The sequence below is a fragment of the Pseudomonas helleri genome (genome assembly GCF_045830615.1).
In the GTDB taxonomy this organism is placed as follows: domain Bacteria; phylum Pseudomonadota; class Gammaproteobacteria; order Pseudomonadales; family Pseudomonadaceae; genus Aquipseudomonas; species Aquipseudomonas helleri.
This window is the reverse complement of sequence record NZ_CP174501.1, coordinates 1,750,070-1,776,845: the sequence shown is the minus strand read 5'-3', so window position 1 is coordinate 1,776,845 and position 26,776 is coordinate 1,750,070. Positions and strand designations below refer to the sequence as shown.

Genomic DNA, 26,776 nt, shown 5'->3' with positions numbered 1-26,776 from the left:
TTATCAAAGTTTGGTCAGGGACAGGCCAGCCCAGGTTGCAAGCAGCCCGCCGAATACGCTGATGGCTGCATAGCCCAGTGCTAAAGGCACTTGCCCGCTTTCGAGCAGGCGCACCGTATCCAGTGAAAAGGATGAAAAAGTGGTCAAACCACCCAGGAAACCGACCATTAATCCAGCGCGGACTTCGATCGGTACTTCCGGGCGGATTAAAAAAAGTCCGTAAAGGACGCCAATCAGCAGGCAGCCCACGATATTAACGGCCAATGTCGCGGTATAGAAGTGCTTTGGCCAATTGGCGTTCACCCAATTGCCCGTGGCGAAACGCAACAATGTACCTGCAATACCGCCCACCGTTACCGCAGCGATCAAAGGAATCAAGGTTTTCTCCGCTGTAGAGGGCTGGCCCGATCCAGTGCAGCCAGGTGTTTAAGCTTCTCGCCAATCTTCAATTCGAGCCCGCGCGGGACGGGCTGATACAACGGTAACGGCTCCAGCTCGTCCGGGAAGTAGTCTTCACCGGCAGCATACGCATCTGGCTCATCGTGGGCGTAACGGTATTCGTCGCCATAACCCAATTGCTTCATGAGCTTGGTCGGCGCATTGCGCAAATGCAGCGGGACTTCGAGCGAACCGTATTCGGCGGCGCTGCGCAGCGCGGCCTTGAAGCCCATGTACACCGCGTTGCTTTTCGGCGCACAGGCCAGGTAAGTGATGGCCTGGGCCACGGCCAGCTCGCCTTCGGGGCTGCCGAGACGCTCTTGCACGTCCCAGGCTGACAGGCACAGGCTCAAGGCTCGCGGGTCAGCGTTGCCGATGTCTTCGCTGGCCATGCGCACCACCCGGCGGGCGATGTACAGCGGGTCGCAACCGCCGTCGATCATGCGCGCAAACCAGTACAGCGCACCGTCCGGGTTGGAGCCGCGCACCGATTTGTGCAAGGCCGAGATCTGGTCGTAAAACGCCTCACCGCCTTTGTCGAAGCGACGCTGGGTATCGCCCAGCAAGTCATGCAACAGGTCGACGCCGATTTCACTGTGGTCTTCGGCCAGGTCAGAGGCGTTTTCCAGCAGATTTAGCAAACGTCGACCATCGCCATCAGCGGCCCTGAGCAACGTCTGGAAACCCTCATCGCCCAAGGTCAGACCGCGCTTGCCCAGGCCTTTGTCTTCGGTCAACGCCCGGTTTACCAACTTGCGCAACGCCGCCTCGTCGAGGCTTTTGAGCACGTAGACCCTTGCCCGCGACAACAGCGCGTTGTTGAGCTCAAAGGAGGGGTTTTCGGTGGTCGCACCGATAAAAATCAGGGTGCCGTCTTCAACGTAGGGCAAGAACGCATCTTGCTGCGACTTGTTGAAGCGGTGCACTTCGTCGACAAACAGAATGGTCCGCCGCCCGTACTGGCCGGCTTGCTGCTTGGCGATTTCCACCGCCTGGCGGATCTCTTTGACCCCGGCCAGGACGGCCGAGACCGTTTCAAAATGAGCATCCGAGACTTCAGCCAGCAGCCGCGCCAGTGTGGTTTTACCCACACCGGGCGGCCCCCAGAAGATCATCGAGTGCAGCGCGCCCTGCTCCAGCGCTTCACGCAGGGGCTTGCCCCGGGCGAGCAGGTGTTGTTGACCGACATACTCATCCAGATTGGTCGCCCGTAGACGGGCGGCCAAGGGCTGGGCAATCGGTGCACTTCGAAACAGATCCATAGCAGCGTTTGAAACCTCGTCCAGGGCTTATTCCTGGATGACATCAGCCCCTTTCGGGATATCGAACTTGAATTTTGAAGCCGGGATCGGCTCGTTGGCCTTGACCCCGGTGAACAGCAGATCAGTGCGCTGACCCACGCTATCAACCAGACGCATGTTATTGATCAGGCCACTGCGAAACGACAGGTTCAGCGAGTCAAACAGGGTGTCTTTGGTTTTTGGCTTGAGCGTGAAGTCGATCACCTCACCCGACTGCCTGGAGGTGATTTCAAAGCTTTCGCTGATTTTTGAGACATCACCCGAGAGCAGCAAGGCCGGGGTCTGGGTCAGGCGCTGATCAAGCTTCTTGATGGTGACCTGCTCCAGGTCCGGGTCCCACAAAGTAACTTTCTGGCCATCGGAAACCATTGTCTGCTCGTTAGGCGCATCGGTGTGCCAGTAGAACAACCCCGGACGCTGCAAGGCCATTTGCCCTTTGGTGTCTTGCAACTGGGTGCCGCTGCCATCGAGGGTCAACTGAGAAAAATTGGCCGTCAACGTTTTCGACCGTTCCAGAAGGTTGGTCAGGCTCTGTACATCCGCCGGAGCGGCACTGGCGGAAAAGGCAGTCAACGCCAAAACCGGTAGCAACAACATGCTGACAAAACGCATGGAAATCCTCATTGATTAGTTAAACCCTGCTTGCAGCTTACCTGCGAGCAGATCAGTCGCGCATTGGAGCCGGCGCTATCACTTCGCGCGAGCCGTTGGTGTTCATTGCGGTCACAACCCCGGCCATTTCCATGGACTCGATCATGCGTGCCGCGCGGTTGTAGCCAATCTTCAGTTTGCGTTGAACCGCAGAGATCGAAGCGCGACGACTTTCGAGCACGAACTGCACAGCCTCGTCGTACAGCGCGTCGGTTTCAGCGTCATCGCCGCCTTCACTGCTACCGCCATCAAAGCCGCTGCCCGGCTCTTCGACGCCCGCCAGAATGTCATCGTTGTAGTCCGGCGTACCACGCTGTTTCCAGGCTTCAACCACACGGTGCACTTCTTCGTCAGACACGAACGCACCGTGCACCCGAATCGGCAAGCTGGTGCCTGGCGGCATGTAGAGCATGTCACCGTGGCCCAGCAGTTGTTCGGCGCCGCCCTGGTCGATGATGGTACGCGAGTCAATCTTGCTCGATACCTGGAACGCCATACGGGTCGGGATGTTGGCCTTGATCAGACCGGTGATCACGTCTACCGATGGGCGCTGGGTCGCGAGGATCAAGTGAATCCCGGCTGCCCGCGCTTTCTGGGCAATACGGGCAATCAGTTCTTCGACCTTTTTGCCGACGATCATCATCATGTCGGCAAATTCGTCGACCACCACCACGATGGTCGGCAGTTTGGTCAGCAGCGGCGCTTCGTCATGGATGCTTTCGCGCTTGTACAGCGGATCGCTGATTGGCTCACCCGCCGCTTCGGCATCTTTGATCTTCTGGTTGAAACCGGCCAGGTTACGTACGCCCATCTTGGCCATCAGCTTGTAGCGGCGCTCCATCTCGGCAACGCTCCAGCGCAGGGCGTTGGCCGCGTCTTTCATGTCGGTCACAACCGGGCAGAGCAAGTGCGGAATGCCTTCGTAGATCGACAGCTCAAGCATTTTCGGGTCGATCATGATCAGTTTGGCGTCTTCCGGCCCGGACTTGAACAGGATCGACAGGATCATCGCGTTCACGCCCACCGACTTACCGGAACCGGTGGTACCGGCCACCAGCAAGTGCGGCATTTTTGCCAGGTCGGTAATCACCGCCTTGCCGCCAATGTCATGACCCAAGGCCAAGGTAACTGGCGATTTGGCGTCATCGAACTCAGGGGTCGACAGCACTTCGGAGAAGCGCACGATCTGGCGATCCTCGTTGGGGATCTCGATGCCCACCGTGGTTTTACCCGGAATAACCTCAACCACCCGCACGCTGGTCACGGCCAGCGAACGTGCCAGGTCTTTGGCCAGGTTGGCGATACGGCTGACCTTGACCCCGGCCGCTGGCTGAATTTCATAACGGGTAATGACCGGACCCGGATGAATCGAGTCCACCGCCACCTCGACCCCGAATTCCTTGAGCTTGATCTCAAGCAAATGGCCAACAGCCGCGAGGGATTCAGGGGAGTAGTTGAGCTGTTTCTTCTCGGCCGGGTCCAGAATCGAGATCGGAGGCAAGGTGCCTTCAACCGCGCTGTCGACAAACAGCGGCACTTGTTTCTCTTTTTGCACACGCTTGCTCGGCTCCGGCGCTTTGGCCGGTGCCGGGGTAATCACGGCCGGCACGTGTTTTTCACGCTCGGTCATGTGCTTGGTCAGCGCCTGTTCACGTTCAATCAGGCGCTCTTTGGCCTTGGCCTGCTCACGCTTGTCGGGAACGCTTGGGGCGACCACTTCGTTAACCCGTGTGTCGACTTCACGCAGTTGCGCAACGAGTTGCTTGCGCTCGTTACGGTCAGACCACCAGCGATTCGCGGCGCCCTGGATCAACTCGAACAGATCAAGGGTGATTTTGCCGGTCACGTCCATGACCTTGAACCACGACAAATCGGTAAAAACAGTCAAACCGAACAGGAACAAGGCGATCAGCAGCAAGGTACTGCCTTGAATGTTCAGCGCGTTCTTCGCCAGATCCCCCAGGCTTTCGCCCAGAGCACCACCAGCACCGGCGGGCAAGCCGCTGGCAGAATGAAAGTGAATGTGCGCCAGCGCGGCACCTGAAAGCACAAGAAAGATCAGGCCGACCAGCCGCCACGAAAACAGCAGGCCGCTCCACTGCCACGGCTGATGCCGCTCGCGGAAAATCTGATACGCCTTGATCGCCAGCAGCAGCGGGAAGATGTAGGCAAAATAGCCGAGCACCATGAACAGGATGTCCGCACTGTAGGCGCCCGCAGGCCCGCCAAAGTTCTGCACATCCACTACGCGGCTGTTGTGGCTCCAGCCGGGGTCGTCCTTACCGTAGGTCAGCAAGGCCATCATCATGAACAGGCATAGAGCGCCAATAGCGAGCAGTGCACCTTCCTTGAGCCGGTAGTGCAATTGCTGACGCCAGAGTGGAACTGTTTTAGGTGCTGCTGTGGATTTCTTCAAAACGCGTCTTTTCCTGCGCCTGTGGCGCGCCCAACAATTGATTGACTGCAAAATACTGCTCAATTCGAGCAGGTGACAAGTTCAGACATGAAACTGGACTAGCCTTGCACACAGCCTTGTAATATGACTCGTCACCCCAAGACCAGCCCGCCAGGGAGTGAGGCGAATGTTGTGCAGTTTAGAACAGCTCAAACAGGCGGGCCATTGTACGGGTTTAAGCCGTGGATGCCACGCTGACGCCAGCGCCGGGCGCGATCATCATGTGCCTGCCCGAGAGCCGCCAATTTGAGCATGCATTGCCTTGTGTGACAAAGACTTATAGCGCTGTCGCGACAGCCACGGATCCGCTCGACTCAGACCGCGGCAACGCGACAGAGTTGCAGCCCCCTCCCCTCTTCTGTAAGACCGATTGCCATGCTGACCTGGTTAAAACGCGACACCCTGACATTCCCGCCACTGACAACGGCCATGCGCGAACCCAATGGCTTGCTCGCCGCCGGCGGCGATCTGTCCCCTGACCGGCTGATCCAGGCCTATCGCCATGGCTGCTTCCCGTGGTTTTCCGAAGGCCAGCCGATACTCTGGTGGTCGCCAGACCCGCGCACGGTGTTATTCCCGCAAGAGCTGCATGTCTCGCGCAGCCTGGCAAAACTATTGCGCCAGCAACGTTACCACGTGACGTTCGACCGCGACTTCGAAGGGGTTATTCGAGCCTGCGCCGAACCACGAAGCTATGCCGACGGCACGTGGATTACCGAAAAAATGCAAGATGCCTACATCGAGCTTCACGCACGCGGCCACGCGCACTCGGTAGAAGTCTGGGACAACGGCGAACTGGTTGGCGGCTTGTACGGCCTGGCGATGGGCCAATTGTTTTTTGGCGAGTCCATGTTCAGCCGCGCAGACAACGCCTCAAAAGTGGGGTTTGCGACGCTGGTCAGTCATTTGAAGGCCTGGGGCTTTGTGCTGATTGACTGCCAGATGCCGACCAATCACCTCGAAAGCCTGGGCGCCCGATCAATCCCACGACAACAATTCGCCGATTACCTACACAAACATCTCGATCTACCTACAAACGCAGAGTGGGTTTGATAGGCGAGTTCTGCTGGCTGGCTTACACTTAATTCAAAGATTTCCCTGAGGGCCCATCATGACCGAGCTGGCGCGCTTGAAGTTTTATGCCACTCAACCTCACGTTTGCAGCTACCTGCCCGATGAACAGGCTACCACGCTGTTCCTCGATCCCAGCCAGCCGATGGATGTGCAGGTCTATGCCGACTTGTCCGAAATGGGCTTTCGTCGCAGTGGCGACCACCTTTATCGACCCCATTGCGTGAATTGCGATGCGTGTACACCTGCCCGCATCCCGGTACAGACGTTTATCCCCAATCGCCAGCAAAAGCGTATTTTCAAACGCAATGCCGACCTTCAGGTCAAGGCCGCCAAGCCCAGTTTTAGCGATGAGTACTTCGCCCTCTACAAGCGCTACATCGAACTACGGCACGCAGACGGCGACATGTACCCGCCAAGCCGTGAGCAATTTTCGACGTTTTTGGTGCGCGACTTGCCGTTCTCGACGTTTTACGAGTTCCGTCTCGACGGACGGTTACTGGCCGTGGCGGTCACTGACGTGCTGCCCAATGGTTTGTCAGCGGTGTATACGTTCTACGAGCCTGACGAAGAGCGCCGCAGCCTGGGCCGTTACGGGATTCTCTGGCAAATTGCCGAAACCCGCCGCCTGGGGCTGAATGCGCTGTACCTCGGGTACTGGATCAAGAACTGCAAAAAGATGAATTACAAGACTGAATATCGGCCCATTGAGCTGCTGATTAATCAGAGATGGAGCACTCTTTACTGAACCCCTTGGCTTAAACCCTACTTTTCGGGCACAATGCACGCCGCTTTTGCCTGGCGCAGTTGCACCGGGCCATTCACTGGACACCGAGGGCTTTACTGCATGTCGAAAGAAGACAGCTTCGAAATGGAAGGCACTGTCGTCGACACCCTGCCCAACACCATGTTTCGTGTGGAGTTGGAAAATGGGCACGTCGTAACCGCGCATATTTCCGGCAAGATGCGCAAGAACTACATTCGTATTCTTACCGGTGACAAAGTGCGCGTCGAACTGACGCCCTATGACTTGAGCAAAGGGCGCATCACTTACCGCGCTCGTTAATCAAGTCAATACAAGACGCCCGGCTCTGCCGGGCGTTTTTGTTTGCCTGCGATATGACGAACGCCAGCCCTGACTGTAGGAGCGAGCTTGCCTCGCGATCTCTTGATCTAAGCCCCCCTCACCCTAGCCCTCTCCCGCAGGAGAGGGAACCGATTGGGGGATGCTGAAGATACTCGCCGGCCTGCTTGCTACGCGACAGCGCGGCGTCGAAGACGAGGCGGCAGCTCCTACAGGGTTTACCTATAAAAAAAGCGCCTTTCGGCGCTTTTTTTATTTCACGGTCACATCAAGCCATTTCAACGTCTGTTTCAAACTCGAAGATCAGCTCGCCGTCTTTGAGGTCGATGTTAACCACACCGCCGTGATCAGCCAGCTCACCAAAGAGAATCTCTTCAGCCAGTGGACGCTTGATTTTGTCCTGAATCAGACGCGCCATCGGGCGGGCGCCCATGGTCACGTCGTAGCCGCCAGCCGCCAGCCAGCCGCGCGCGGCATCGGTCACCACCAACTGCACGTGCTTGTCTTCCAGCTGCACTTGCAACTCGGTGAGGAACTTGTCCACCACGTGCTTGATCACTTCATGGCTGAGGCGACCAAATTGAATGATGGTGTCCAGGCGGTTACGGAACTCAGGGGTGAAGCTCTTCTTGATCACTTCCATTGCATCGGTGGCGTGATCTTGCAAGGTAAAGCCGATCGATGCCCGCGAAGCCGTCTCTGCACCCGCGTTCGTGGTCATGATGATGATCACGTTACGGAAGTCAGCCTTGCGCCCGTTGTTGTCGGTCAGCGTGCCGTGGTCCATGACCTGCAGCAGCAGGTTGAAGACCTCAGGGTGCGCCTTCTCGATTTCATCCAGCAGCAGCACGCAGTGCGGTTGCTTGGTGATGGCTTCGGTGAGCAGGCCGCCCTGATCAAACCCGACATAACCTGGAGGCGCACCGATCAGACGCGATACGGTGTGGCGCTCCATGTACTCGGACATGTCAAAGCGAATCAGCTCGACGCCCAGCGCCTTGGACAACTGGCGCGCAGCTTCGGTTTTACCCACACCGGTCGGGCCTGCGAACAGGAACGAACCGACAGGCTTGTCTGACGACTTGAGCCCGGCACGCGACAGCTTGATGGCCGTCGACAAGGAATCAATCGCCGCATCCTGACCAAACACCGTCAGCTTGAGGTCGCGCTCAAGGTTACGCAGCAGCTCTTTATCGGAGCTGGAGACGCTCTTAGGCGGAATACGGGCGATTTTCGCCACGATGTCTTCGACCTGTTGCACATCGATGCGCTGGGCGCGCTTTTCAACCGGCTGCAGGCGCTGATACGCCCCCGCCTCGTCGATCACGTCAATGGCTTTGTCCGGCATGTGCCGGTCATTGATGTAGCGTGACGCCAGCTCGGACGCCGCACGCAGGGCCTCATCAGTGTATTCAATACCGTGATGCTGCTCGAAACGCCCTTTGAGGCCACGCAGAATACCGATGGTGTCTTCAACCGAAGGTTCGGACACGTCGACTTTCTGGAAGCGTCGCGCCAGGGCACGGTCTTTTTCAAAGATCCCGCGAAATTCCTGGAACGTGGTCGAACCAATGCAACGGATCTCACCCGAGGACAGCAGGGGCTTGAGCAGGTTGGAAGCATCCATTACGCCACCGGACGCCGCGCCTGCACCAATAATGGTGTGGATCTCGTCGATGAACAAAATGGCTTGCGGACGCTTTTTCAGCTCGCCGAGCAACGCCTTGAAGCGCTTCTCGAAATCGCCGCGGTACTTGGTACCGGCCAGCAATGCACCCAGATCCAGCGAATAGACGATGCTGTTGGCCAGCAGGTCCGGCACCTGGTTATCAACGATGCGCTTGGCCAGGCCTTCTGCAATCGCGGTTTTACCCACGCCTGCCTCGCCCACCAGCAGCGGGTTGTTTTTACGGCGACGCGCCAGAATCTGCGCAACGCGCTCAACTTCGTTTTCACGCCCCACCAGCGGGTCAATCCGGCCCTGGCGGGCCAGCTCGTTCAGGTTGCTGGCGTAAGCATCCAAAGGATTGCTTGAAGACGACGACTCACCGCCCTCTTCATCCTGCATTTCGTTCTCGTTTTCAGCGTGATCGCCATGGCCCGGCACTTTGGAAATCCCGTGGGCGATGAAGTTGACCACATCGATGCGGGCAACGCTCTGCTGCTTGAGAAAGAACACCGCCTGGCTTTCTTGCTCACTGAAAATCGCCACCAGCACATTAGCGCCGGTAACTTCACGCTTGCCGGAGCTTTGTACGTGGAACACAGCGCGCTGCAAGACGCGTTGAAAACCCAGGGTTGGCTGAGTTTCACGGTCTTCGTCGTGGACAGGGATCAGGGGGGTGGTGGAATCAATAAACTCTTGCAGGTCATGCTTGAGTTTGTCGAGGTTTGCGCCACAGGCGCGTAGAACGGTTGCGGCCGCCTCATTATCCAGAAGCGCTAGAAGGAGGTGCTCGACCGTCATGAACTCATGACGCTTTGAGCGTGCTTCCTTGAAGGCCAGATTGAGGGTGACTTCGAGCTCGCGATTTAACATGGCTTCACCTCATACCCAAGTGGTCGGCGTTAACCGTCCTTCTCGATTTCACAGAGTAGCGGATGCTGGCTTTCGCGTGCGTACTGGTTTACCTGCGCCGCCTTGGTCTCGGCGATGTCGCGGGTAAAGATGCCGCACACTGCCCGTCCTTCTGTATGAACGGCCAGCATGACCTTGGTCGCCAATTCGCGATTCAAGTTAAAAAACACCTCAAGCACTTCGACAACGAAATCCATGGGTGTGTAGTCATCGTTGAACAAAACCACCTTGTACATCGGCGGCGCCTGAAGCGCAGGCTTAGCCTCTTGCACAGCCAAGCCAGCGGAATCTTCGTCATCATAATCGGGCTGATCATGATTGGATGTTAGTCGAATCTGGCTGATTGCATGCATGGAAAGAAAGGTTCGTCTTTGATCGATTACAGTGATGGAGGCAGGCGTAGCAAATTTCAACTGCGCCGCCGCGTGACCTTGACTATCGGTAAAACGGTGTTACAACCAATAGAACCCACAGTGGGTAATAAAGGTCCGTGCAGTCAACCATATTTCGTGGTTTCTGCGCGAGTGAACTGGATGATACTCCAGTGATGGAGTTGTTTGCAGCAGAGGGAGATGAGTATGCAAGGCAAGGTCAAGTGGTTTAACAACGCCAAAGGCTTCGGCTTTATCAATACGGAAGCCAAGGAAGGCATCGACGAGCATGGACATTCAATCGACTTCTTCGCCCATTTTTCCGCCATTCAGATGGACGGCTACAAAACGCTGAAAGCAGGCCAGCCTGTCAGCTTTGAAATCATTCAAGGGCCCAAAGGCCTGCACGCTGTGGCAATCACCGACGCCAAGGTGCTGACGCCGCAACCCGTGACTGCATCAGGGGCCACCCGCCTGTCGGTCTGAGCCCGCGAGCACAGCTCGTCATGAAGAACGGCCGATTCTCACACACGAATCGGCCGTTTTTTTATTGCACTTGCCGCCATGCACGTGCACATCCCACCTTCAAAACCCCAGAAAAACCCTGTAAACACGGGGGCATCAAGCCAAAACCAAGGGCATTTTGCCGCAGGTTCTTAGACCAATTGATGATTTGTGTTAGGCCACCCCCCTCGCAGCAACCTTAGTGACCTATGTATACTGCGCCGGTGACCACGGAGTCACTCAGCAACACCTACTGGAATGAGTCTTTCAGGCCTAGAAAGGCTGAGCCGTTACCCCGGCTCGACCGCTTGACGCTCTACTGATGCATTCACATCACAGCGAAGAACCTCGACTTTCGGCTCATTGTTCACTGTGTACGAAAGCGCCTACCCTGCGCATCTCGAGTATCTGAGCACGCTCAGCAAAGAAGAGAGTTAATCCGAAATGCCCAACCGTTCGAAGATCATCTACACCTTCACCGACGAAGCTCCGGCGCTCGCCACCTATTCACTGCTGCCTATCATCGAGGCTTTCACCGCCAGCGCTGATATTGACGTTGAGACGCGCGACATCTCTTTGGCAGGCCGCATCCTCGCCAGCTTCCCCGAGCAATTGGGTGACAAGGCCGTAGCAGACCACCTCGCCGAACTGGGCGCCCTGGCTGTTACCCCTGAAGCCAACATCATCAAGCTGCCTAACATCAGCGCCTCGGTTCCTCAGCTGCAAGCTGCCATCAAGGAACTGCAAGCACAGGGCTTCAACATCCCTGACTACCCGGACACCGCGACGACTGACGCCGAGAAAGATATCAAAGCGCGTTACAGCAAGGTCATGGGCAGCGCCGTAAACCCGGTACTGCGCGAAGGCAACTCGGACCGCCGCGCACCACTGTCGGTTAAAAACTACGCTCGCAAGCACCCGCACAAAATGGGCGCCTGGGCTGCAGACTCCAAGTCCCACGTGGCTCACATGAGCGAAGGCGACTTCTACGGCAGCGAAAAAGCGGCCCTGATCGAAGCCCCGGATAGCGTTAAAATCGAACTGATCGCTCAAGACGGCACCACTACCGTCCTGAAGGAAAAAACCGCCGTACAAGCCGGCGAGATCATCGATTGCTCCGTCATGAGCAAAAATGCCCTGCGCAAGTTCGTAGCGGCCGAAATCGAAGACGCCAAGAAACAAGGCGTGCTGTTCTCGGTTCACTTGAAAGCCACCATGATGAAGGTTTCCGACCCGATCATGTTTGGTCAGATCGTGGCTGAGTTCTACAAGGACGCGCTGGCCAAACACGCCGACGTCCTGAAAGAAATCGGTTTCAACCTGAACAACGGTATTGGCGACCTGTACGCCCGTATCAAGGCACTGCCAGCCGAGAAGCAAGCTGAAATCGAAGCTGACATCCAGGCTGTCTACGCCAACCGCCCTGCTCTGGCGATGGTCAACTCTGACAAAGGCATCACCAACCTGCACGTACCAAGCGACGTGATTGTTGACGCCTCGATGCCAGCGATGATTCGTGATTCCGGCAAAATGTGGAACACCGAAGGCCAACTGCAAGACACCAAGGCCATCATCCCGGATCGTTGCTACGCAACTATCTACCAGGCCACGATCGAAGACTGCAAAAAGCACGGTGCTTTCGATCCAACCACCATGGGCAGCGTGCCAAACGTTGGCCTGATGGCGCAAAAAGCCGAAGAGTACGGCTCGCACGACAAAACCTTCCAGATCAAAACCCCTGGCGTTGTTCGGGTAACCGACAGCAACGGCAACGTGCTGATGGAACAAAAGGTTGAGGAAGGCGACATCTGGCGCATGTGCCAGGCCAAAGACGCGCCGATCCGCGACTGGGTCAAACTGGCCGTTAACCGCTCCCGCGCCAGCAACACCCCGGCTGTATTCTGGCTGGACCCTAAGCGTGCCCACGACGCAGAAATGATCAAAAAGGTTGAAACCTACCTGAAAGATCACGACACCAGCGGTCTGGACATTCGCATCATGTCGCCTGTAGACGCCATGAAGTTCACCCTGGAGCGCACCCGTGCCGGCCTGGACACCATCTCGGTAACCGGCAACGTACTGCGCGACTACCTGACTGACCTGTTCCCGATCATGGAACTGGGCACCAGCGCCAAAATGCTCTCGATCGTCCCGCTGATGAATGGCGGCGGCCTGTTCGAAACTGGCGCAGGCGGTTCGGCACCCAAGCACGTGCAACAACTGCTGGAAGAAAACTTCCTGCGTTGGGACTCGCTGGGTGAGTTCCTGGCACTGGCTGCTTCCCTGGAGCACCTGGGCACCACCTACAACAACGCAAAAGCGTTGGTGTTGGCCAAAACCCTGGACCAGGCCACTGGCCAGTTCCTCGACAACAACAAATCGCCATCGCGCAAAGTCGGCAACATCGACAACCGCGGCAGCCACTTCTACCTGGCGCTGTACTGGGCTCAAGCCTTGGCGGCCCAGACTGAAGACAAAGAGCTGCAAGCCCTGTTTGCCCCAGTGGCAAAAGCCATGACCGAGAATGAGGCAAAAATCGTTGCCGAACTCAACGCCGTGCAGGGCAAGCCTGTTGACATCGGTGGTTACTACCACGCCGACGCCGACAAGGTGAGCACCGTAATGCGCCCTAGCGCCACGCTGAACGAGATCATCGCTTCTCTGGTGTAAGAGCAACAGGCAACAGCACAGACCCCGGCCCACGACGCCGGGGTTTGTGCTTTCAGGGTGCTCGCAACCCTGTAGTCGCTGCCGAAGGCTGCGATCGACGGCGAAGCCGGCGTAAAGCCACACCACGCAGTATTGCTGTAGTTTACGGTCGCTTCGCAACCGATCGCAGCCTTCGGCAGCGACTACAGTTTTGGGCTTGGCGCAAACTTTCTGTAGCATCCAGAAAACTCTCCCAAAAAACCGAGAACCCCCTTAATGGAATGGAAACCCCACATCACTGTCGCCACGGTCGTTGAAGACAATGGCCGTTTTTTGATGGTCGAGGAGTACAGCGGCGAGCGCGCCGTGCTCAATCAGCCCGCCGGACACCTGGACCCGAACGAAACCCTGATTGAAGCGGCGATACGCGAAACCCTCGAAGAAACCGGTTACGACGTCGAGCTGACCGGGGTCATCGGCATCTACCTGTACACCGCCCCGAGCAACGGCGTGACGTATCAGCGCGTATGCTTTGCCGGCAAAGCTGTCAAACATCACCCCGAATACACCCTGGACACCGGCATCATCGGCCCGCAATGGCTGACCCGCGACGAGCTGATAGCGCAACGCCAGCGCTGGCGCAGCGAGCTGAGCTTGCAGTGCATCGACGATTATCTGAGCGGCCAATTGTTCGACCTCACGTTAATCCGCCCTTCGGTTTAGCCTTGAGCGCTCGGGCCTGATAGAATCGCGTCCTTTTTCAAGGCACTCATTGAAACCCTATGCGTGATCCAGCCTTAGTCGCCCCCGAACAACAGCGCGTCATCGTCGGCATGTCCGGCGGTGTAGACTCTTCCGTTTCCGCCGTTCTGCTCATGGAGCAGGGCTATCAGGTGGAAGGCCTGTTCATGAAGAACTGGGAGGAAGACGACGGAACGGATTACTGCACCGCCATGGATGACCTGGCAGACGCCCAGGCCGTGTGCGACAAAATTGGCATCAAGCTGCACACTGCCAACTTTGCCGCCGAATACTGGGACAACGTGTTTGAGCACTTCCTGGCCGAATACAAGGCCGGGCGCACGCCCAACCCGGACATCCTGTGCAACCGCGAAATCAAGTTCAAGGCGTTCCTCGACTACGCCCTGATGCTCGGCGCAGATCTGATCGCTACCGGCCACTACGTGCGCCGTCGCGACATTGACGGCCGCACAGAGCTGCTCAAGGGCCTCGACCCGAACAAGGACCAGAGCTACTTCCTGCACGCCGTCGGTGGTGAGCAGATTGCCAAGACCTTGTTCCCGGTAGGCGAACTGGAAAAACCGGAAGTGCGCCGCATTGCCGAGAAACACGGCCTGGCCACCGCCAAAAAGAAAGACTCCACCGGTATCTGCTTTATTGGCGAGCGCCGCTTCAGTGACTTCCTCAAGCAGTACCTGCCCGCGCAGCCGGGTGAAATCAAAACCACCGAAGGTGAAGTGATCGGCCGCCACCACGGCCTGATGTACCACACCATCGGCCAACGCCAGGGCCTGGGCATCGGCGGCCTCAAAGACGCCAGTGACGAGCCGTGGTACGTGCTGATCAAAGACCTGGAGCACAACGAGCTGATCGTTGGCCAAGGCAATGACCACCCGTGGCTGTTCTCCCGCGCCCTGCTTGCCTCCGAGATCTATTGGGTCAACCCGATCGACCTGAGCAGCCCGCTGCGCCTGACCGCCAAGGTCCGCTATCGCCAGAGCGACCAGCCGTGCACCCTTGAAAAAACCGCTACCGGCTATCGCGCCACCTTCGACGACCCGCAACGCGCGGTCACCCCCGGCCAGTCCGTGGTGTTTTACGACGGTGAAGTGTGCCTGGGCGGCGGCGTGATCGAAGTGGCCGAGCCGTGGACCAGCAAGGGCCACCGCGCATGAACCCGATTCAGGAGCAACTGGTAGCCCTGGGCGGCGTGTTTTTTGCCGCGGTGCTGGTCGACAAGATCGCCAAGACCGGCCAGATCAGCGAAGCCGACCTGGCCTGCATGCTGGGCAGCCTGCTGGTACGCGACCCCAAGGACACCCTTGAGGTCTATGGCGGTGACGACAGCAACCTGCGCGAAGGCTATCGGGCACTGATTGGCGCCCTTGAGCGCGACCCGAACACCCTGCAGCGCGAGCCGCTGCGCTACGCCCTGTCGATGCTCGGGCTTGAGCGTCAACTGGCCAAGCGCGATGACATGCTTGAGCTGATTGGCAAGCGCCTGCCGCAAATCCAGTCCCAGGTTGAGCACTTCGGCCCCACCCACGAAAACGTGGTGGCGGCCTGCGGCGGGCTGTATCAGGACACCCTGAGCACCCTGCGTCAGCGCATCCAGGTACACGGCGACATGCGCAACCTGCAACAACCGAACAATGCGGCAAAAATTCGCGCGCTATTGCTGGCCGGTATACGTTCCGCACGGCTGTGGCGCCAATTGGGCGGTCATCGCTGGCAGCTGGTTTTCAGCCGCCGCAAGCTGCTCAAAGAGCTTTATCCGATGCTGCGTGGCAACTGAAACACGCCAGTACCAACACGTTGCAACCTCGTTACGCGTAAGACGCCGGTCAGTTGGCAGCGGACCGGCTGTTTTTTTCATGTATGATACGCGCCCCATTTCGTTGCCCGACTGTCCGAGAACACCCCATGCAGCTCTCTTCGCTCACTGCGGTTTCCCCTGTTGACGGCCGCTACGCCGGCAAAACCCAGGCCCTGCGCCCAATTTTCAGCGAGTACGGCCTGATCCGTGCCCGCGTTCTGGTTGAAGTTCGCTGGCTCCAGCGCCTGGCCGCTCACGCTGCCATCCCTGAAGTTCCGGCCTTCTCCGCCGAAGCCAACGCCGTTCTGAACGAACTGGCCGAAAACTTCTCTCTGGAGCACGCCGAGCGCGTCAAAGAGATCGAGCGCACCACCAACCACGACGTTAAAGCCATTGAGTACCTGCTCAAGGAACAGGCCGCCAAGCTGCCTGAACTGGCCAACGTCAGTGAGTTCATCCACTTTGCCTGCACCAGCGAGGACATCAACAACCTGTCCCACGCCCTGATGCTGCGCGAAGGCCGTGATGACGTGATGCTGCCGCTGATGCGCCAGACCGCTCAAGCCATCCGCGAACTGGCTATCCGTTTTGCTGACGTGCCAATGCTGTCGCGCACCCACGGCCAACCGGCTTCGCCTACCACTCTGGGCAAAGAGCTGGCCAACGTGGTGTACCGTCTGGAGCGTCAAATCGCTCAAGTCGCTGCAGTACCGCTGCTGGGCAAAATCAACGGCGCTGTCGGCAACTACAACGCCCACCTGTCGGCCTACCCGCAGATCGACTGGGAAGCCAACGCCCGCGCCTTCATCGAAGACGAGCTGGGCCTGGGCTTCAACCCGTACACCACGCAAATCGAACCGCACGACTACATCGCCGAGCTGTTTGACGCCATTGCGCGCTTCAACACCATCCTGATCGACTTCGACCGCGATATCTGGGGCTACATCTCCCTGGGCTACTTCAAGCAGCGCACCATCGCGGGTGAAATCGGTTCGTCGACCATGCCGCACAAGGTCAACCCGATCGACTTCGAAAACTCCGAAGGCAACCTGGGTATCGCCAACGCCTTGTTCCAGCACCTGGCCAGCAAACTGCCAATCTCCCGCTGGCAGCGCGACCTGACCGACTCCACCGTACTGCGCAACCTCGGTGTCGGCTTCGCCCACAGCGTGATCGCATACGAAGCCAGCCTCAAAGGCATCAGCAAGCTTGAGCTGAACGCTCAAAAAATCGCTGCTGACCTGGACGCGTGCTGGGAAGTATTGGCCGAGCCGATCCAGACCGTGATGCGTCGCTACAACATTGAAAACCCGTACGAGAAGCTCAAAGAGCTGACGCGCGGCAAGGGCATCAGCCCTGAAGCACTGCAAACGTTCATCGACGGCCTTGAAATGCCGGAAGCGGCCAAGGCCGAGCTGAAGTTGCTGACGCCTGCCAACTACATTGGCAACGCGGTCGAGCAAGCCAAGCGTATCTGATCGCTGCAACGACCTATTAACGCCCGGCCGTGCCGGGCGTTTTTATTCCTGATTACAAAGCGCATTTTTTCAATAGGTTACACATGAATCCTGATACTCCTCTTCAACTTCTGGGCGGCATCACGGCGCGCGAGTTCATGCGCGACTACTGGCAGAAAAAACCACTGCTGATCCGCCAGGCCATTCCTGACTTCGAAAGCCCGATCGATGCCGACGAACTGGCCGGTCTGGCGCTGGAAGAAGAAGTCGAATCGCGCCTGATCATCGAGCACGGCGAGCGCCCATGGGAACTGCGCCGCGGCCCGTTCGCAGAAGACGAATTCGGCAAACTGCCAGAACGCGAGTGGACCCTGCTGGTTCAAGCCGTTGACCAGTTCGTTCCGGAAGTCGGTGAACTGCTGGAAAACTTCCGCTTCCTGCCAAGCTGGCGCATCGATGACGTAATGATCAGCTACGCAGCCCCGGGCGGCAGCGTTGGCCCGCACTTCGACAACTACGACGTGTTCCTCCTGCAAGGCCACGGCAAACGCCACTGGCAGATCGGCCAGATGTGCGACGCCGACAGCAAGCTGCTGGAACATGCCGACCTGCGCATTCTGGCTGAGTTCGAGGCCACCGATGAGTGGACCCTGGAACCCGGCGACATGCTTTACCTGCCGCCACGTCTGGCCCACTGCGGCGTTGCCGTGGATGACTGCCTGACCTACTCGGTCGGTTTCCGTGCCCCGAGCGCAGCCGAAGTGCTGACTCACTTCACCGACTTCCTGAGCCAGTATCTGCCAGACGAAGACCGCTACACTGACGCCGACGCGCAGCCTGTAAGCGATCCGCACCAGATTCAGCACGACGCTCTGGGGCGCCTGAAGAACCTGCTGACCGAGCACATGAGCGACGAGCGCATGCTGCTGACCTGGTTCGGCCAGTTCATGACCGAGCCACGCTACCCGGAACTCGTGGTCGGTCCGGAACTTGAAGAGCCAGAGCTGATCGACAGCCTGGAACAGGGCGCTATCCTGATCCGCAACCCGAGCGCCCGCCTGGCCTGGTCTGAAGTGGACGAAGACCTGCTGTTGTTCGCCAGCGGCCAAAGCCGCCTGTTGCCGGGTAAACTGCGCGAATTGCTGAAAATGATTTGCGCGGCCGATGCCCTGCACAGTGATAACCTCGGCCCATGGCTGGCCGATGAAGACGCAAGCAACCTGCTCTTCGAGCTGGTTAAACAAGGAAGCCTGGGGTTTGCTGATGAATAAGACTCACGTAAGTGTCGCCGACTGGAAAAAGGACAACTCCGATATTCGACGCATTCGTGAGGCGGTGTTTATTGCCGAACAACAAGTCCCGCCAGAGCTTGAGTGGGACGCAGACGACGCAGATGCCGTGCATTTTCTGGCTTATGAGGGCGACTTTCCGATTGGCACTGCCCGGCTGTTGCCGGACGGCCACATTGGCCGGGTGTCTGTCCTCAAAGACTGGCGCGGCCTTAAAGTGGGAGACGCCTTGATGCAGGCCGCGATCAACGAAGCTGAAAAGCGCGGCCTCAAAAAGCAGCAGCTCAGCGCGCAAGTGCACGCAACGCCGTTCTATGAACGCCTGGGTTTCAAAATCGTCAGCGACGAATTCCTCGAAGCAGGCATTCCGCACGTTGATATGGAACGCGGCGACTGATCGTTACTCTGTAGCCTGCAATAAGGGCCCAATATCAAGGGTCGCTTCGCAACCCATCGCAGCCTGCGGCAGCGACTACAAAGGCCCGTCACAAAACGCCCTGCCATCTTCGGATCGCAGGGCGTTTTGCTATCTGCCACACTCCGGGGATACTTTTCACGTATTGCGGAGATAACGGACATGTCCCTACGCGCCTTCATCGCCAGCCTGCTCATGGTCTTCAGCCTGAGCGCACTGGCCGATACAAAAGTCATCACCTTACAAAACCGCACCAGCGCCGATCTGCTACCGATTGCGCAGAACTTTATTGGTAAAAACGGCAAAGTCAGTGCCTACGGCAATCAACTGATTGTCGAAGCAGCCCCCTCAAAAATTCAAAATCTGGAAAACCTGCTGGCGCAACTCGACACCCCCGCCAAGCGCTTGCTGATTACGGTCGACACCCGCGACAACAACCTCCCCGAGTCCAACTCAGACACCCGCGTGATCAGCACCGCCAGCCGTGAAGGCGGTATTCAGCAAATCGAGGCCACTGAAGGTGTGCCCGCGCAAATCCAGATTGGCCAGAGCGTGCCCCTCACCAGCACCCAGACAGACGCCTATGGCCGACTGCTCACACAGACCGAATACCGCGATGTCACCCAGGGTTTTTTCGTCACCGCCACCGTCACAGGTGAAACGGTACACCTCGCGATTAGCACGCATCTGGACAGCATGAGCCAGGAGCGTCCCGATGTAGTGAACATGAAAAATGCCAACACACAGATCAGCGGACCCCTCGGCCAGTGGATCACCGTGGCAGGCAGCAGTAACCAGAGCCAGACCGAAAATAACGCTACAACCCTTACTTACTCTACTCAAGGGCGCAACGACATGACGGTGCGGATCAAAGTCAACACTCTCGACCAGAGGGCCCAAAACTGACTGACGGGTCGTATTAGACCAAATATGTAGTGCTGCGAAAAAAGCACTACAAAGTGTTTGACGACACAAAAATGCAAAGGCATGATGGCCCCGCTCCCGCCAATCAGAGCCCCGGAAAAGGGCCCTGGATGACTCTTGGCGAGCAGCCATTCACGCACTTACACAAACACAATTGCTGTGTGCTGGCGGAGCAAATTTTTCAACCCAGACCTATGCGACGAGGTTTATCTCCATGGCACTGACACGCGAACAGCAAATTGCAGCCCTTGAAAAAGACTGGGCCGAAAACCCACGCTGGAAAGGCGTGAAACGCGATTATTCCGCTGCTGACGTGGTCCGCCTGCGTGGTTCGGTTCAACCCGAGCACACCTTTGCAAAATTGGGCGCTGACAAGCTGTGGAAACTGGTGACACAGGGCGCACACCCGTCCTTCCGTCCTGAGAAAGATTTCGTCAACTGTATGGGCGCCCTGACCGGGGGCCAGGCAGTTCAACAGGTTAAAGCCGGCATCCAGGCTATCTACCTGTCGGGTTGGCAAGTGGCAGCAGACAACAACTCTGCTGAATCCATGTACCCCGATCAGTCGCTGTACCCGGTGGACTCGGTTCCAACCGTGGTCAAGCGCATCAACAACTCGTTCCGTCGTGCCGACCAGATCCAGTGGAAAGCCGGCAAAAACCCGGGCGACGCAGGTTACATCGACTACTTCGCTCCTATCGTGGCAGACGCTGAAGCCGGTTTCGGCGGCGTACTGAACGCTTACGAACTGATGAAGAACATGATCGAAGCAGGCGCCGCCGGCGTTCACTTCGAAGACCAACTGGCCTCGGTGAAAAAATGCGGCCACATGGGCGGCAAAGTACTGGTTCCTACCCAGGAAGCCGTACAAAAGCTGACTGCAGCGCGTCTGGCTGCTGACGTGGCTGGCGTACCAACCATCATCCTGGCCCGTACCGACGCTAACGCCGCAGACCTGTTGACTTCTGACTGCGACCCGTACGACCAGCCGTTCGTGTCTGGCGAGCGCACCAAAGAAGGCTTCTACAAAGTCCGTGCAGGCCTGGACCAAGCCATTGCCCGCGGCCTGGCCTACGCCCCTTACGCCGATCTGATCTGGTGTGAAACCGCCAAACCGGACCTGGACGAAGCACGCCGCTTTGCCGAAGCGATCAAAAAGGAATACCCGGACCAACTGCTGTCGTACAACTGCTCGCCTTCCTTCAACTGGAAGAAAAACCTGGACGACGCGACCATCGCCAAGTTCCAGCGCGAACTGTCAGCCATGGGCTACAAGCACCAATTCATCACCCTGGCCGGCATTCACAACATGTGGCACAGCATGTTCAACCTGGCGCACGACTACGCCCGCAACGACATGACCGCCTACGTGAAACTGCAAGAGCAGGAATTCGCTGACGCAGAAAAAGGCTACACCTTCGTGGCGCACCAACAAGAAGTGGGCACCGGCTACTTCGACGACATGACCACCGTAATTCAAGGTGGCTCTTCATCGGTAACCGCCCTGACCGGCTCGACCGAAGAAGAACAATTCCACTGATAACTGCTCCTCAGTGTTTGGCGCCCCGACTGGTTCGGGGCGTTTTTTTGTGTGGGCATCTCTCATCGTTGTAGTCGCTGCCGAGGCACGAAGGCTGCGAGCTGTTTATGATCAGCCATGAACTTCAAGGGCTCGCAGCCTTCGTGCCTCAGCAGCGACTACGACATCAGAGGGGATCAGGCCGATTCACCAAAAACCTGACCCAGATCCATAAACTGAAACGTGAAGCAGGTTACAAAGCCAAGTTCTAAACTTGCCAAGTGCGTCTATATAAGCCAAGTTCAACGGGTTAACCGTACTGCGTCACAACAGCGCAGCGCTTAAACGATATTAATTATCATTTAGAGTTGCTTTTGTTGATTACCTGCGCCGTAAAACATAATCCTTGAAACACGCTGTAATCCACGGAACACAAGGCCTGCGCAGACTTTGAGGAGTGCTATACCACTAAAGGATTGAATTAATTCATCTTAGAAAATTTACTTGCTGGGTGTTTAGCCATAAAATCCCGGCAATCAATAGCGCTGCGACATATCGTCACTGCTTTATTACCTTTTTAAGCTCAGAGACCTTTGCTCTCTGTTAAGGATTTCCAGCATGCCCGAAGCGACAGGACTCATAGCCCACAACTGGGGCTTTGCCATTTTCCTTCTCGGCGTTGTCGGCCTCTGTGCCTTCATGCTCGGCGTCTCCAGCCTCCTTGGGTCAAAAGCCTGGGGCCGCAGCAAAAATGAACCGTTCGAGTCCGGCATGCTGCCTACCGGTGGCGCCCGCTTGCGGCTCTCTGCAAAATTCTATCTGGTCGCGATGCTGTTCGTGATCTTCGATATCGAAGCCCTCTTTCTCTTTGCATGGTCTGTGTCTGTTCGCGAAAGCGGCTGGACCGGATTCGTCGAAGCTCTCGTTTTCATAGCAATTCTGTTGGCAGGCCTTGTCTACCTATTTCGGGTGGGTGCTCTTGATTGGGCACCGGAAGCTCGTCGTAAGCGGCAGGCCAAGCTGAAACAATGAGGCTTTGGCAATGCAATACGAACTCACCAGGATCGACCCGGATGCTCCTAACGAGCAATACCCGATCGGCAATCGGGAAACCGTTGCCGATCCGTTAGAAGATCAAGTCCACAAAAACATTTTCATGGGCAAGCTTGAAGACGTGCTGAACGGCACGGTCAACTGGGGGCGTAAAAACTCCTTGTGGCCGTACAACTTCGGCTTGTCGTGCTGCTACGTGGAAATGACCACCGCCTTCACGGCGCCCCACGACATCGCGCGCTTTGGCGCCGAAGTGATCCGGGCATCGCCGCGTCAGGCGGATTTCATGGTTATTGCCGGTACCTGCTTCATCAAGATGGCGCCGATCATTCAGCGTCTCTATGAGCAAATGCTTGAGCCCAAGTGGGTTATCTCCATGGGTTCTTGCGCCAACTCCGGTGGCATGTACGACATCTACTCCGTGGTTCAAGGGGTCGACAAGTTCCTGCCCGTGGACGTTTACGTGCCAGGCTGCCCACCCCGCCCAGAGGCTTTCCTGCAAGGCTTGATGCTCTTGCAAGAGTCGATTGGCCAGGAGCGTCGCCCACTTTCCTGGGTTGTCGGTGAACAAGGCGTGTACCGCGCCGAGATGCCGTCCCAAAAGGAACAGCGCCGCGAACAGCGTATTCAGGTCACTAACCTGCGCAGCCCCGACGAAGTCTGATCCAGCGCCGTTTCTATACATAGAACGAAACACTGGCTTCATTCTTTACGTTGAACGAAAGCGATAAAAAAACCATGACTACAGGCTCCGCTCTGTACATCCCGCCTTACAAGGCTGACGACCAGGATGTGGTTGTCGAACTCAATACCCGTTTTGGCCCTGAAGCGTTCACCGCACAGGCCACACGCACCGGCATGCCGGTGCTTTGGGTTACCCGCGCAAAACTGGTTGAAGTACTGACCTTCCTGCGCAACCTGCCAAAACCTTACGTCATGCTCTATGACTTGCACGGTGTGGACGAACGTCTGCGCACCAAGCGTCAGGGCTTGCCATCGGGTGCAGACTTCACGGTCTTCTACCACCTGATGTCGCTTGAGCGTAATAGTGACGTAATGATCAAGGTTGCCTTGTCCGAGAGCGACCTCAGCCTGCCGACCATCACCGGTATCTGGCCAAACGCCAACTGGTATGAGCGTGAAGTCTGGGACATGTTCGGTATCGACTTTAAAGGTCACCCGCACCTGTCGCGCATCATGATGCCGCCGACCTGGGAAGGTCACCCGCTGCGCAAGGACTTCCCGGCGCGTGCGACCGAGTTCGATCCGTACAGCCTGACCCTGGCCAAAGTGCAACTGGAAGAAGAAGCTGCGCGCTTCCGTCCTGAAGACTGGGGCATGAAGCGTTCCGGCGAAAACGAGGACTACATGTTCCTCAACCTGGGCCCGAACCACCCTTCGGCTCACGGTGCCTTCCGTATCATTCTGCAACTGGACGGCGAAGAGATCGTCGACTGCGTGCCAGACATCGGCTACCACCACCGTGGTGCCGAGAAGATGGCCGAGCGCCAGTCCTGGCACAGTTTCATCCCGTACACCGACCGTATCGACTACCTCGGCGGCGTGATGAACAACCTGCCGTACGTGCTCTCGGTAGAAAAGCTCGCCGGGATCAAGGTGCCGGACCGGGTCGACACCATCCGCATCATGATGGCCGAGTTCTTCCGTATCACCAGCCACCTGCTGTTCCTGGGGACCTACATCCAGGACGTGGGCGCCATGACCCCGGTGTTCTTTACCTTCACCGACCGTCAGCGCGCTTACAAAGTAATCGAAGCCATCACCGGTTTCCGTCTGCACCCGGCCTGGTATCGCATCGGTGGTGTTGCCCACGACCTGCCAAATGGCTGGGAGCGTCTGGTCAAGGAATTCGTCGAGTGGATGCCAAAGCGTCTGGACGAATACCAAAAAGCCGCCCTGGACAACAGCATTCTGCGTGGTCGTACCATCGGCGTCGCCCAGTACAACACCAAAGAGGCCCTGGAATGGGGCGTCACCGGTGCTGGCCTGCGTTCCACCGGCTGCGACTTCGACGTGCGTAAAGCGCGTCCGTACTCCGGTTACGAAAACTTCGAATTCGAAGTCCCGCTGGCAGCCAATGGCGATGCCTACGACCGCTGCATCGTGCGCGTCGAAGAAATGCGTCAGAGCCTGAAAATCATCGAGCAGTGCATGCGCAACATGCCGGCCGGCCCGTACAAGGCGGATCACCCGCTGACCACGCCGCCGCCTAAAGAGCGCACGCTGCAGCACATTGAGACCTTGATCACGCACTTCCTGCAAGTTTCGTGGGGCCCGGTCATGCCGGCCAACGAATCCTTCCAGATGATCGAAGCGACCAAGGGCATCAACAGTTACTACCTGACGAGCGATGGCGGCACCATGAGCTACCGCACCCGGATTCGCACCCCAAGCTTCGCCCATTTGCAGCAGATCCCTTCGGTGATCAAAGGCGAAATGGTCGCGGACTTGATTGCGTACCTGGGGAGTATCGATTTCGTTATGGCCGACGTGGACCGCTAAGCATGAACAGCACGCTTATCCAGACAGACCGTTTCGCCCTGAGCGAAACCGAGCGCTCGGCCATCGAGCACGAGATGCATCACTACGAAGATCCGCGCGCAGCGTCGATCGAAGCCCTGAAGATCGTTCAGAAGGAACGCGGCTGGGTGCCGGATGGCGCGGTATACGCCATCGGCGAACTGCTGGGCATCCCGGCCAGCGACGTTGAAGGCGTGGCCACGTTCTACAGCCAGATCTTCCGTCAGCCGGTGGGCCGGCACATCATTCGCGTGTGCGACAGCATGGTGTGCTACATCGGTGGCCACGAGTCCGTGGTCGGCGAAATCCAGAGCAAGCTGGGCATCGGCCTGGGCCAGACCACCCCGGACGGCCGCTTCACGCTGCTGCCGGTGTGCTGCCTGGGCAACTGCGACAAGGCGCCGGCGTTGATGATCGACGACGACACATTCGGTGACGTGCAGCCTGCTGGCGTCGCTACGTTGTTGGAGGGCTACCCATGACCCTGACTTCTTTCGGCCCTGCCAACCGCATTGCGCGTTCGGCAGAAACCCACCCGCTGACCTGGCGCCTGCGTGACGACGGCGAGCCTGTATGGCTCGACGAGTACCAGGCCAAAGACGGCTACGCGGCGGCGCGCAAAGCGTTCGCGGACATGGCGCAGGACGATATCGTCCAGACCGTGAAAGACGCGGGCCTCAAAGGTCGTGGTGGTGCGGGCTTCCCCACGGGCGTGAAGTGGGGGCTGATGCCTAAAGACGAATCCATGAACATCCGTTACCTGCTGTGTAACGCCGATGAAATGGAACCCAACACCTGGAAAGACCGCATGCTGATGGAGCAACTGCCCCATCTGCTGATCGAAGGCATGCTGATCAGTGCCCGCGCGCTTAAAACCTACCGTGGCTACATCTTCCTGCGCGGTGAATACACCACCGCCGCCGTGCACCTGCGTCGTGCGGTCGAAGAAGCCAAGGCAGCCGGCCTGCTGGGCAAGAACATCCTCGGTTCGGGCTTTGACTTCGAACTGTTCGTGCACACCGGCGCCGGGCGTTACATCTGCGGCGAAGAAACCGCACTGATCAACTCCCTCGAAGGCCGTCGCGCCAACCCGCGTTCCAAGCCGCCCTTCCCGGCCGCTGTGGGCGTATGGGGCAAGCCGACCTGCGTGAACAACGTAGAAACCCTGTGCAACGTACCGGCCATCATTGGCAACGGCGTTGACTGGTACAAATCCCTCGCCCGCGAAGGCAGCGAAGACCACGGCACCAAGCTGATGGGCTTCTCCGGCAAAGTGAAGAACCCTGGCCTGTGGGAACTGCCGTTCGGCGTGACCGCACGCGAGCTGTTTGAAGACTACGCCGGTGGCATGCGCGACGGCTTCAAGCTCAAGTGCTGGCAGCCAGGCGGCGCCGGTACCGGCTTCCTGCTGCCAGAGCACCTGGACGCACAAATGTACGCCGGCGGCATCGGCAAAGTCGGTACCCGTATGGGTACGGGCCTGGCGATGGCGGTCGACGACAGCGTCAACATGGTGTCCCTGCTGCGCAACATGGAACAGTTCTTTGCCCGTGAATCGTGCGGTTTCTGCACCCCTTGCCGTGATGGTTTGCCATGGAGCGTCAAGCTCTTGATGGCACTCGAGAAAGGCGAAGGTCAGCCCGGCGATATCGAGACCCTGCTGGGTCTGGTCGGTTTCCTCGGCCCAGGCAAGACCTTCTGTGCTCACGCACCGGGCGCCGTGGAGCCATTGGGCAGCGCGATCAAGTACTTCCGTCCAGAGTTCGAAGCCGGTATTGCGCAAGCAAAACCTGGCGCCGTACCGCTGGCTCGCCCGATTGTAATCGGCGCGTAACGCTTTGACTGAGGGTGGTCCGTGCCACCCTTTGATCGTTCGATGACGCCGTAAAGGCTGTGTTGATTCGAACGCATAACAAGAT

24 protein-coding genes are annotated in these 26,776 nt (G+C 57.8%); 18 read left to right on the top strand and 6 right to left on the bottom strand.

Features of this window, described 5'->3' with window-relative positions; all coding sequences use genetic code 11:
• Positions 1-3: 3 nt before the first annotated feature.
• From crcB to ACJJU9_RS08140, 4 genes are read right to left on the bottom strand one after another with little or no spacing between them, the layout of a single operon-like run.
• Positions 4-378 (bottom strand): fluoride efflux transporter CrcB, encoded by a 375-nt coding sequence (gene crcB, locus ACJJU9_RS08155; protein ID WP_048387754.1) that lies wholly within the window; start codon positions 376-378, stop codon positions 4-6.
• A complete protein-coding gene (locus ACJJU9_RS08150; protein WP_048387753.1) occupies positions 375-1,700 on the bottom strand; it encodes a replication-associated recombination protein A in 1,326 nt (441 codons plus the stop codon). Before ACJJU9_RS08150 ends, crcB begins: the two co-directional genes overlap by 4 nt.
• A 27-nt stretch (positions 1,701-1,727) precedes the next feature.
• Complete coding sequence (lolA, locus tag ACJJU9_RS08145; protein ID WP_407730418.1) at positions 1,728-2,351, bottom strand: outer membrane lipoprotein chaperone LolA; 624 nt, start codon at positions 2,349-2,351, stop codon at positions 1,728-1,730.
• Between the two features lie 52 nt (positions 2,352-2,403).
• The gene (locus ACJJU9_RS08140) at positions 2,404-4,848 is read right to left on the bottom strand and encodes a DNA translocase FtsK (protein ID WP_371928870.1); all 2,445 of its coding nucleotides are present in this window, start codon (positions 4,846-4,848) and stop codon (positions 2,404-2,406) included.
• Between the two features lie 372 nt (positions 4,849-5,220).
• Here ACJJU9_RS08140 and aat point away from each other — a divergent pair, with 372 nt between their 5' ends.
• The 3 genes from aat to infA all read left to right on the top strand — a co-directional run bounded on the left by aat (position 5,221) and on the right by infA (position 6,982).
• Positions 5,221-5,898, top strand: coding sequence for a leucyl/phenylalanyl-tRNA--protein transferase (gene aat, locus ACJJU9_RS08135; RefSeq protein ID WP_048387749.1), 678 nt, complete (start codon positions 5,221-5,223; stop codon positions 5,896-5,898).
• Between the two features lie 58 nt (positions 5,899-5,956).
• On the top strand, positions 5,957-6,664 hold the full coding sequence (locus tag ACJJU9_RS08130; protein ID WP_153331498.1) for an arginyltransferase: 708 nt from the start codon (positions 5,957-5,959) through the stop codon (positions 6,662-6,664).
• A 99-nt stretch (positions 6,665-6,763) separates the two neighbouring features.
• Complete coding sequence (gene infA, locus ACJJU9_RS08125; protein ID WP_002553999.1) at positions 6,764-6,982, top strand: translation initiation factor IF-1; 219 nt, start codon at positions 6,764-6,766, stop codon at positions 6,980-6,982.
• Positions 6,983-7,268: 286 nt separating this feature from the next.
• Here infA and clpA read toward each other — a convergent pair whose 3' ends face one another.
• Both clpA and clpS read right to left on the bottom strand, forming a co-directional pair.
• Positions 7,269-9,539, bottom strand: a complete 2,271-nt coding sequence (gene clpA, locus ACJJU9_RS08120; RefSeq protein ID WP_407730417.1) for an ATP-dependent Clp protease ATP-binding subunit ClpA — start codon at positions 9,537-9,539, stop codon at positions 7,269-7,271.
• A gap of 29 nt (positions 9,540-9,568) precedes the next feature.
• Positions 9,569-9,931 carry an ATP-dependent Clp protease adapter ClpS gene (clpS, locus tag ACJJU9_RS08115; protein WP_048368539.1) on the bottom strand — a complete coding sequence of 121 codons (363 nt, stop codon included), beginning with the start codon at positions 9,929-9,931 and terminating at the stop codon, positions 9,569-9,571.
• 225 nt (positions 9,932-10,156) lie between these two features.
• On the opposite strand from clpS, the gene ACJJU9_RS08110 reads away from it, so the two are divergent.
• The 15 genes from ACJJU9_RS08110 to nuoF all read left to right on the top strand — a co-directional run bounded on the left by ACJJU9_RS08110 (position 10,157) and on the right by nuoF (position 26,691).
• Entirely contained in the window at positions 10,157-10,435 is a 279-nt protein-coding gene (locus tag ACJJU9_RS08110) for a cold shock domain-containing protein (RefSeq protein WP_407730416.1), read from the top strand.
• Positions 10,436-10,897: 462 nt separating this feature from the next.
• The gene (locus tag ACJJU9_RS08105; protein ID WP_048368541.1) at positions 10,898-13,123 is read left to right on the top strand and encodes an NADP-dependent isocitrate dehydrogenase; all 2,226 of its coding nucleotides are present in this window, start codon (positions 10,898-10,900) and stop codon (positions 13,121-13,123) included.
• A gap of 255 nt (positions 13,124-13,378) precedes the next feature.
• The gene (locus tag ACJJU9_RS08100; RefSeq protein ID WP_048368542.1) at positions 13,379-13,825 is read left to right on the top strand and encodes an NUDIX hydrolase; all 447 of its coding nucleotides are present in this window, start codon (positions 13,379-13,381) and stop codon (positions 13,823-13,825) included.
• A gap of 59 nt (positions 13,826-13,884) precedes the next feature.
• Entirely contained in the window at positions 13,885-15,018 is a 1,134-nt protein-coding gene (mnmA, locus tag ACJJU9_RS08095) for a tRNA 2-thiouridine(34) synthase MnmA (RefSeq protein ID WP_048368543.1), read from the top strand.
• The gene (hflD, locus tag ACJJU9_RS08090) at positions 15,015-15,638 is read left to right on the top strand and encodes a high frequency lysogenization protein HflD (protein ID WP_407730415.1); all 624 of its coding nucleotides are present in this window, start codon (positions 15,015-15,017) and stop codon (positions 15,636-15,638) included. The genes mnmA and hflD overlap by 4 nt, the downstream gene beginning before the upstream one ends.
• A gap of 128 nt (positions 15,639-15,766) precedes the next feature.
• Positions 15,767-17,137, top strand: a complete 1,371-nt coding sequence (purB, locus tag ACJJU9_RS08085; protein WP_048368545.1) for an adenylosuccinate lyase — start codon at positions 15,767-15,769, stop codon at positions 17,135-17,137.
• Positions 17,138-17,220: 83 nt separating this feature from the next.
• Positions 17,221-18,387, top strand: coding sequence for a cupin domain-containing protein (locus ACJJU9_RS08080; protein WP_048368546.1), 1,167 nt, complete (start codon positions 17,221-17,223; stop codon positions 18,385-18,387).
• Positions 18,380-18,802 carry a GNAT family N-acetyltransferase gene (locus tag ACJJU9_RS08075; RefSeq protein ID WP_407730414.1) on the top strand — a complete coding sequence of 141 codons (423 nt, stop codon included), beginning with the start codon at positions 18,380-18,382 and terminating at the stop codon, positions 18,800-18,802. Before ACJJU9_RS08080 ends, ACJJU9_RS08075 begins: the two co-directional genes overlap by 8 nt.
• A gap of 180 nt (positions 18,803-18,982) precedes the next feature.
• Positions 18,983-19,726 (top strand): secretin N-terminal domain-containing protein, encoded by a 744-nt coding sequence (locus tag ACJJU9_RS08070; protein ID WP_407730413.1) that lies wholly within the window; start codon positions 18,983-18,985, stop codon positions 19,724-19,726.
• A 232-nt stretch (positions 19,727-19,958) separates the two neighbouring features.
• Positions 19,959-21,284: an isocitrate lyase gene (gene aceA / locus ACJJU9_RS08065; RefSeq protein ID WP_048387738.1), complete on the top strand. Its 1,326-nt coding sequence runs from the start codon at positions 19,959-19,961 to the stop codon at positions 21,282-21,284.
• Between the two features lie 597 nt (positions 21,285-21,881).
• Positions 21,882-22,295, top strand: a complete 414-nt coding sequence (locus ACJJU9_RS08060) for an NADH-quinone oxidoreductase subunit A (protein ID WP_003446990.1) — start codon at positions 21,882-21,884, stop codon at positions 22,293-22,295.
• A 10-nt stretch (positions 22,296-22,305) separates the two neighbouring features.
• On the top strand, positions 22,306-22,980 hold the full coding sequence (locus ACJJU9_RS08055; RefSeq protein ID WP_048368550.1) for an NADH-quinone oxidoreductase subunit B family protein: 675 nt from the start codon (positions 22,306-22,308) through the stop codon (positions 22,978-22,980).
• A gap of 74 nt (positions 22,981-23,054) precedes the next feature.
• A complete protein-coding gene (gene nuoC, locus ACJJU9_RS08050; protein WP_048368795.1) occupies positions 23,055-24,839 on the top strand; it encodes an NADH-quinone oxidoreductase subunit C/D in 1,785 nt (594 codons plus the stop codon).
• A 2-nt stretch (positions 24,840-24,841) separates the two neighbouring features.
• On the top strand, positions 24,842-25,339 hold the full coding sequence (gene nuoE / locus ACJJU9_RS08045; protein WP_048368551.1) for an NADH-quinone oxidoreductase subunit NuoE: 498 nt from the start codon (positions 24,842-24,844) through the stop codon (positions 25,337-25,339).
• Entirely contained in the window at positions 25,336-26,691 is a 1,356-nt protein-coding gene (nuoF, locus tag ACJJU9_RS08040; RefSeq protein ID WP_048387736.1) for an NADH-quinone oxidoreductase subunit NuoF, read from the top strand. The genes nuoE and nuoF overlap by 4 nt, the downstream gene beginning before the upstream one ends.
• Positions 26,692-26,776 lie beyond the last annotated feature (85 nt).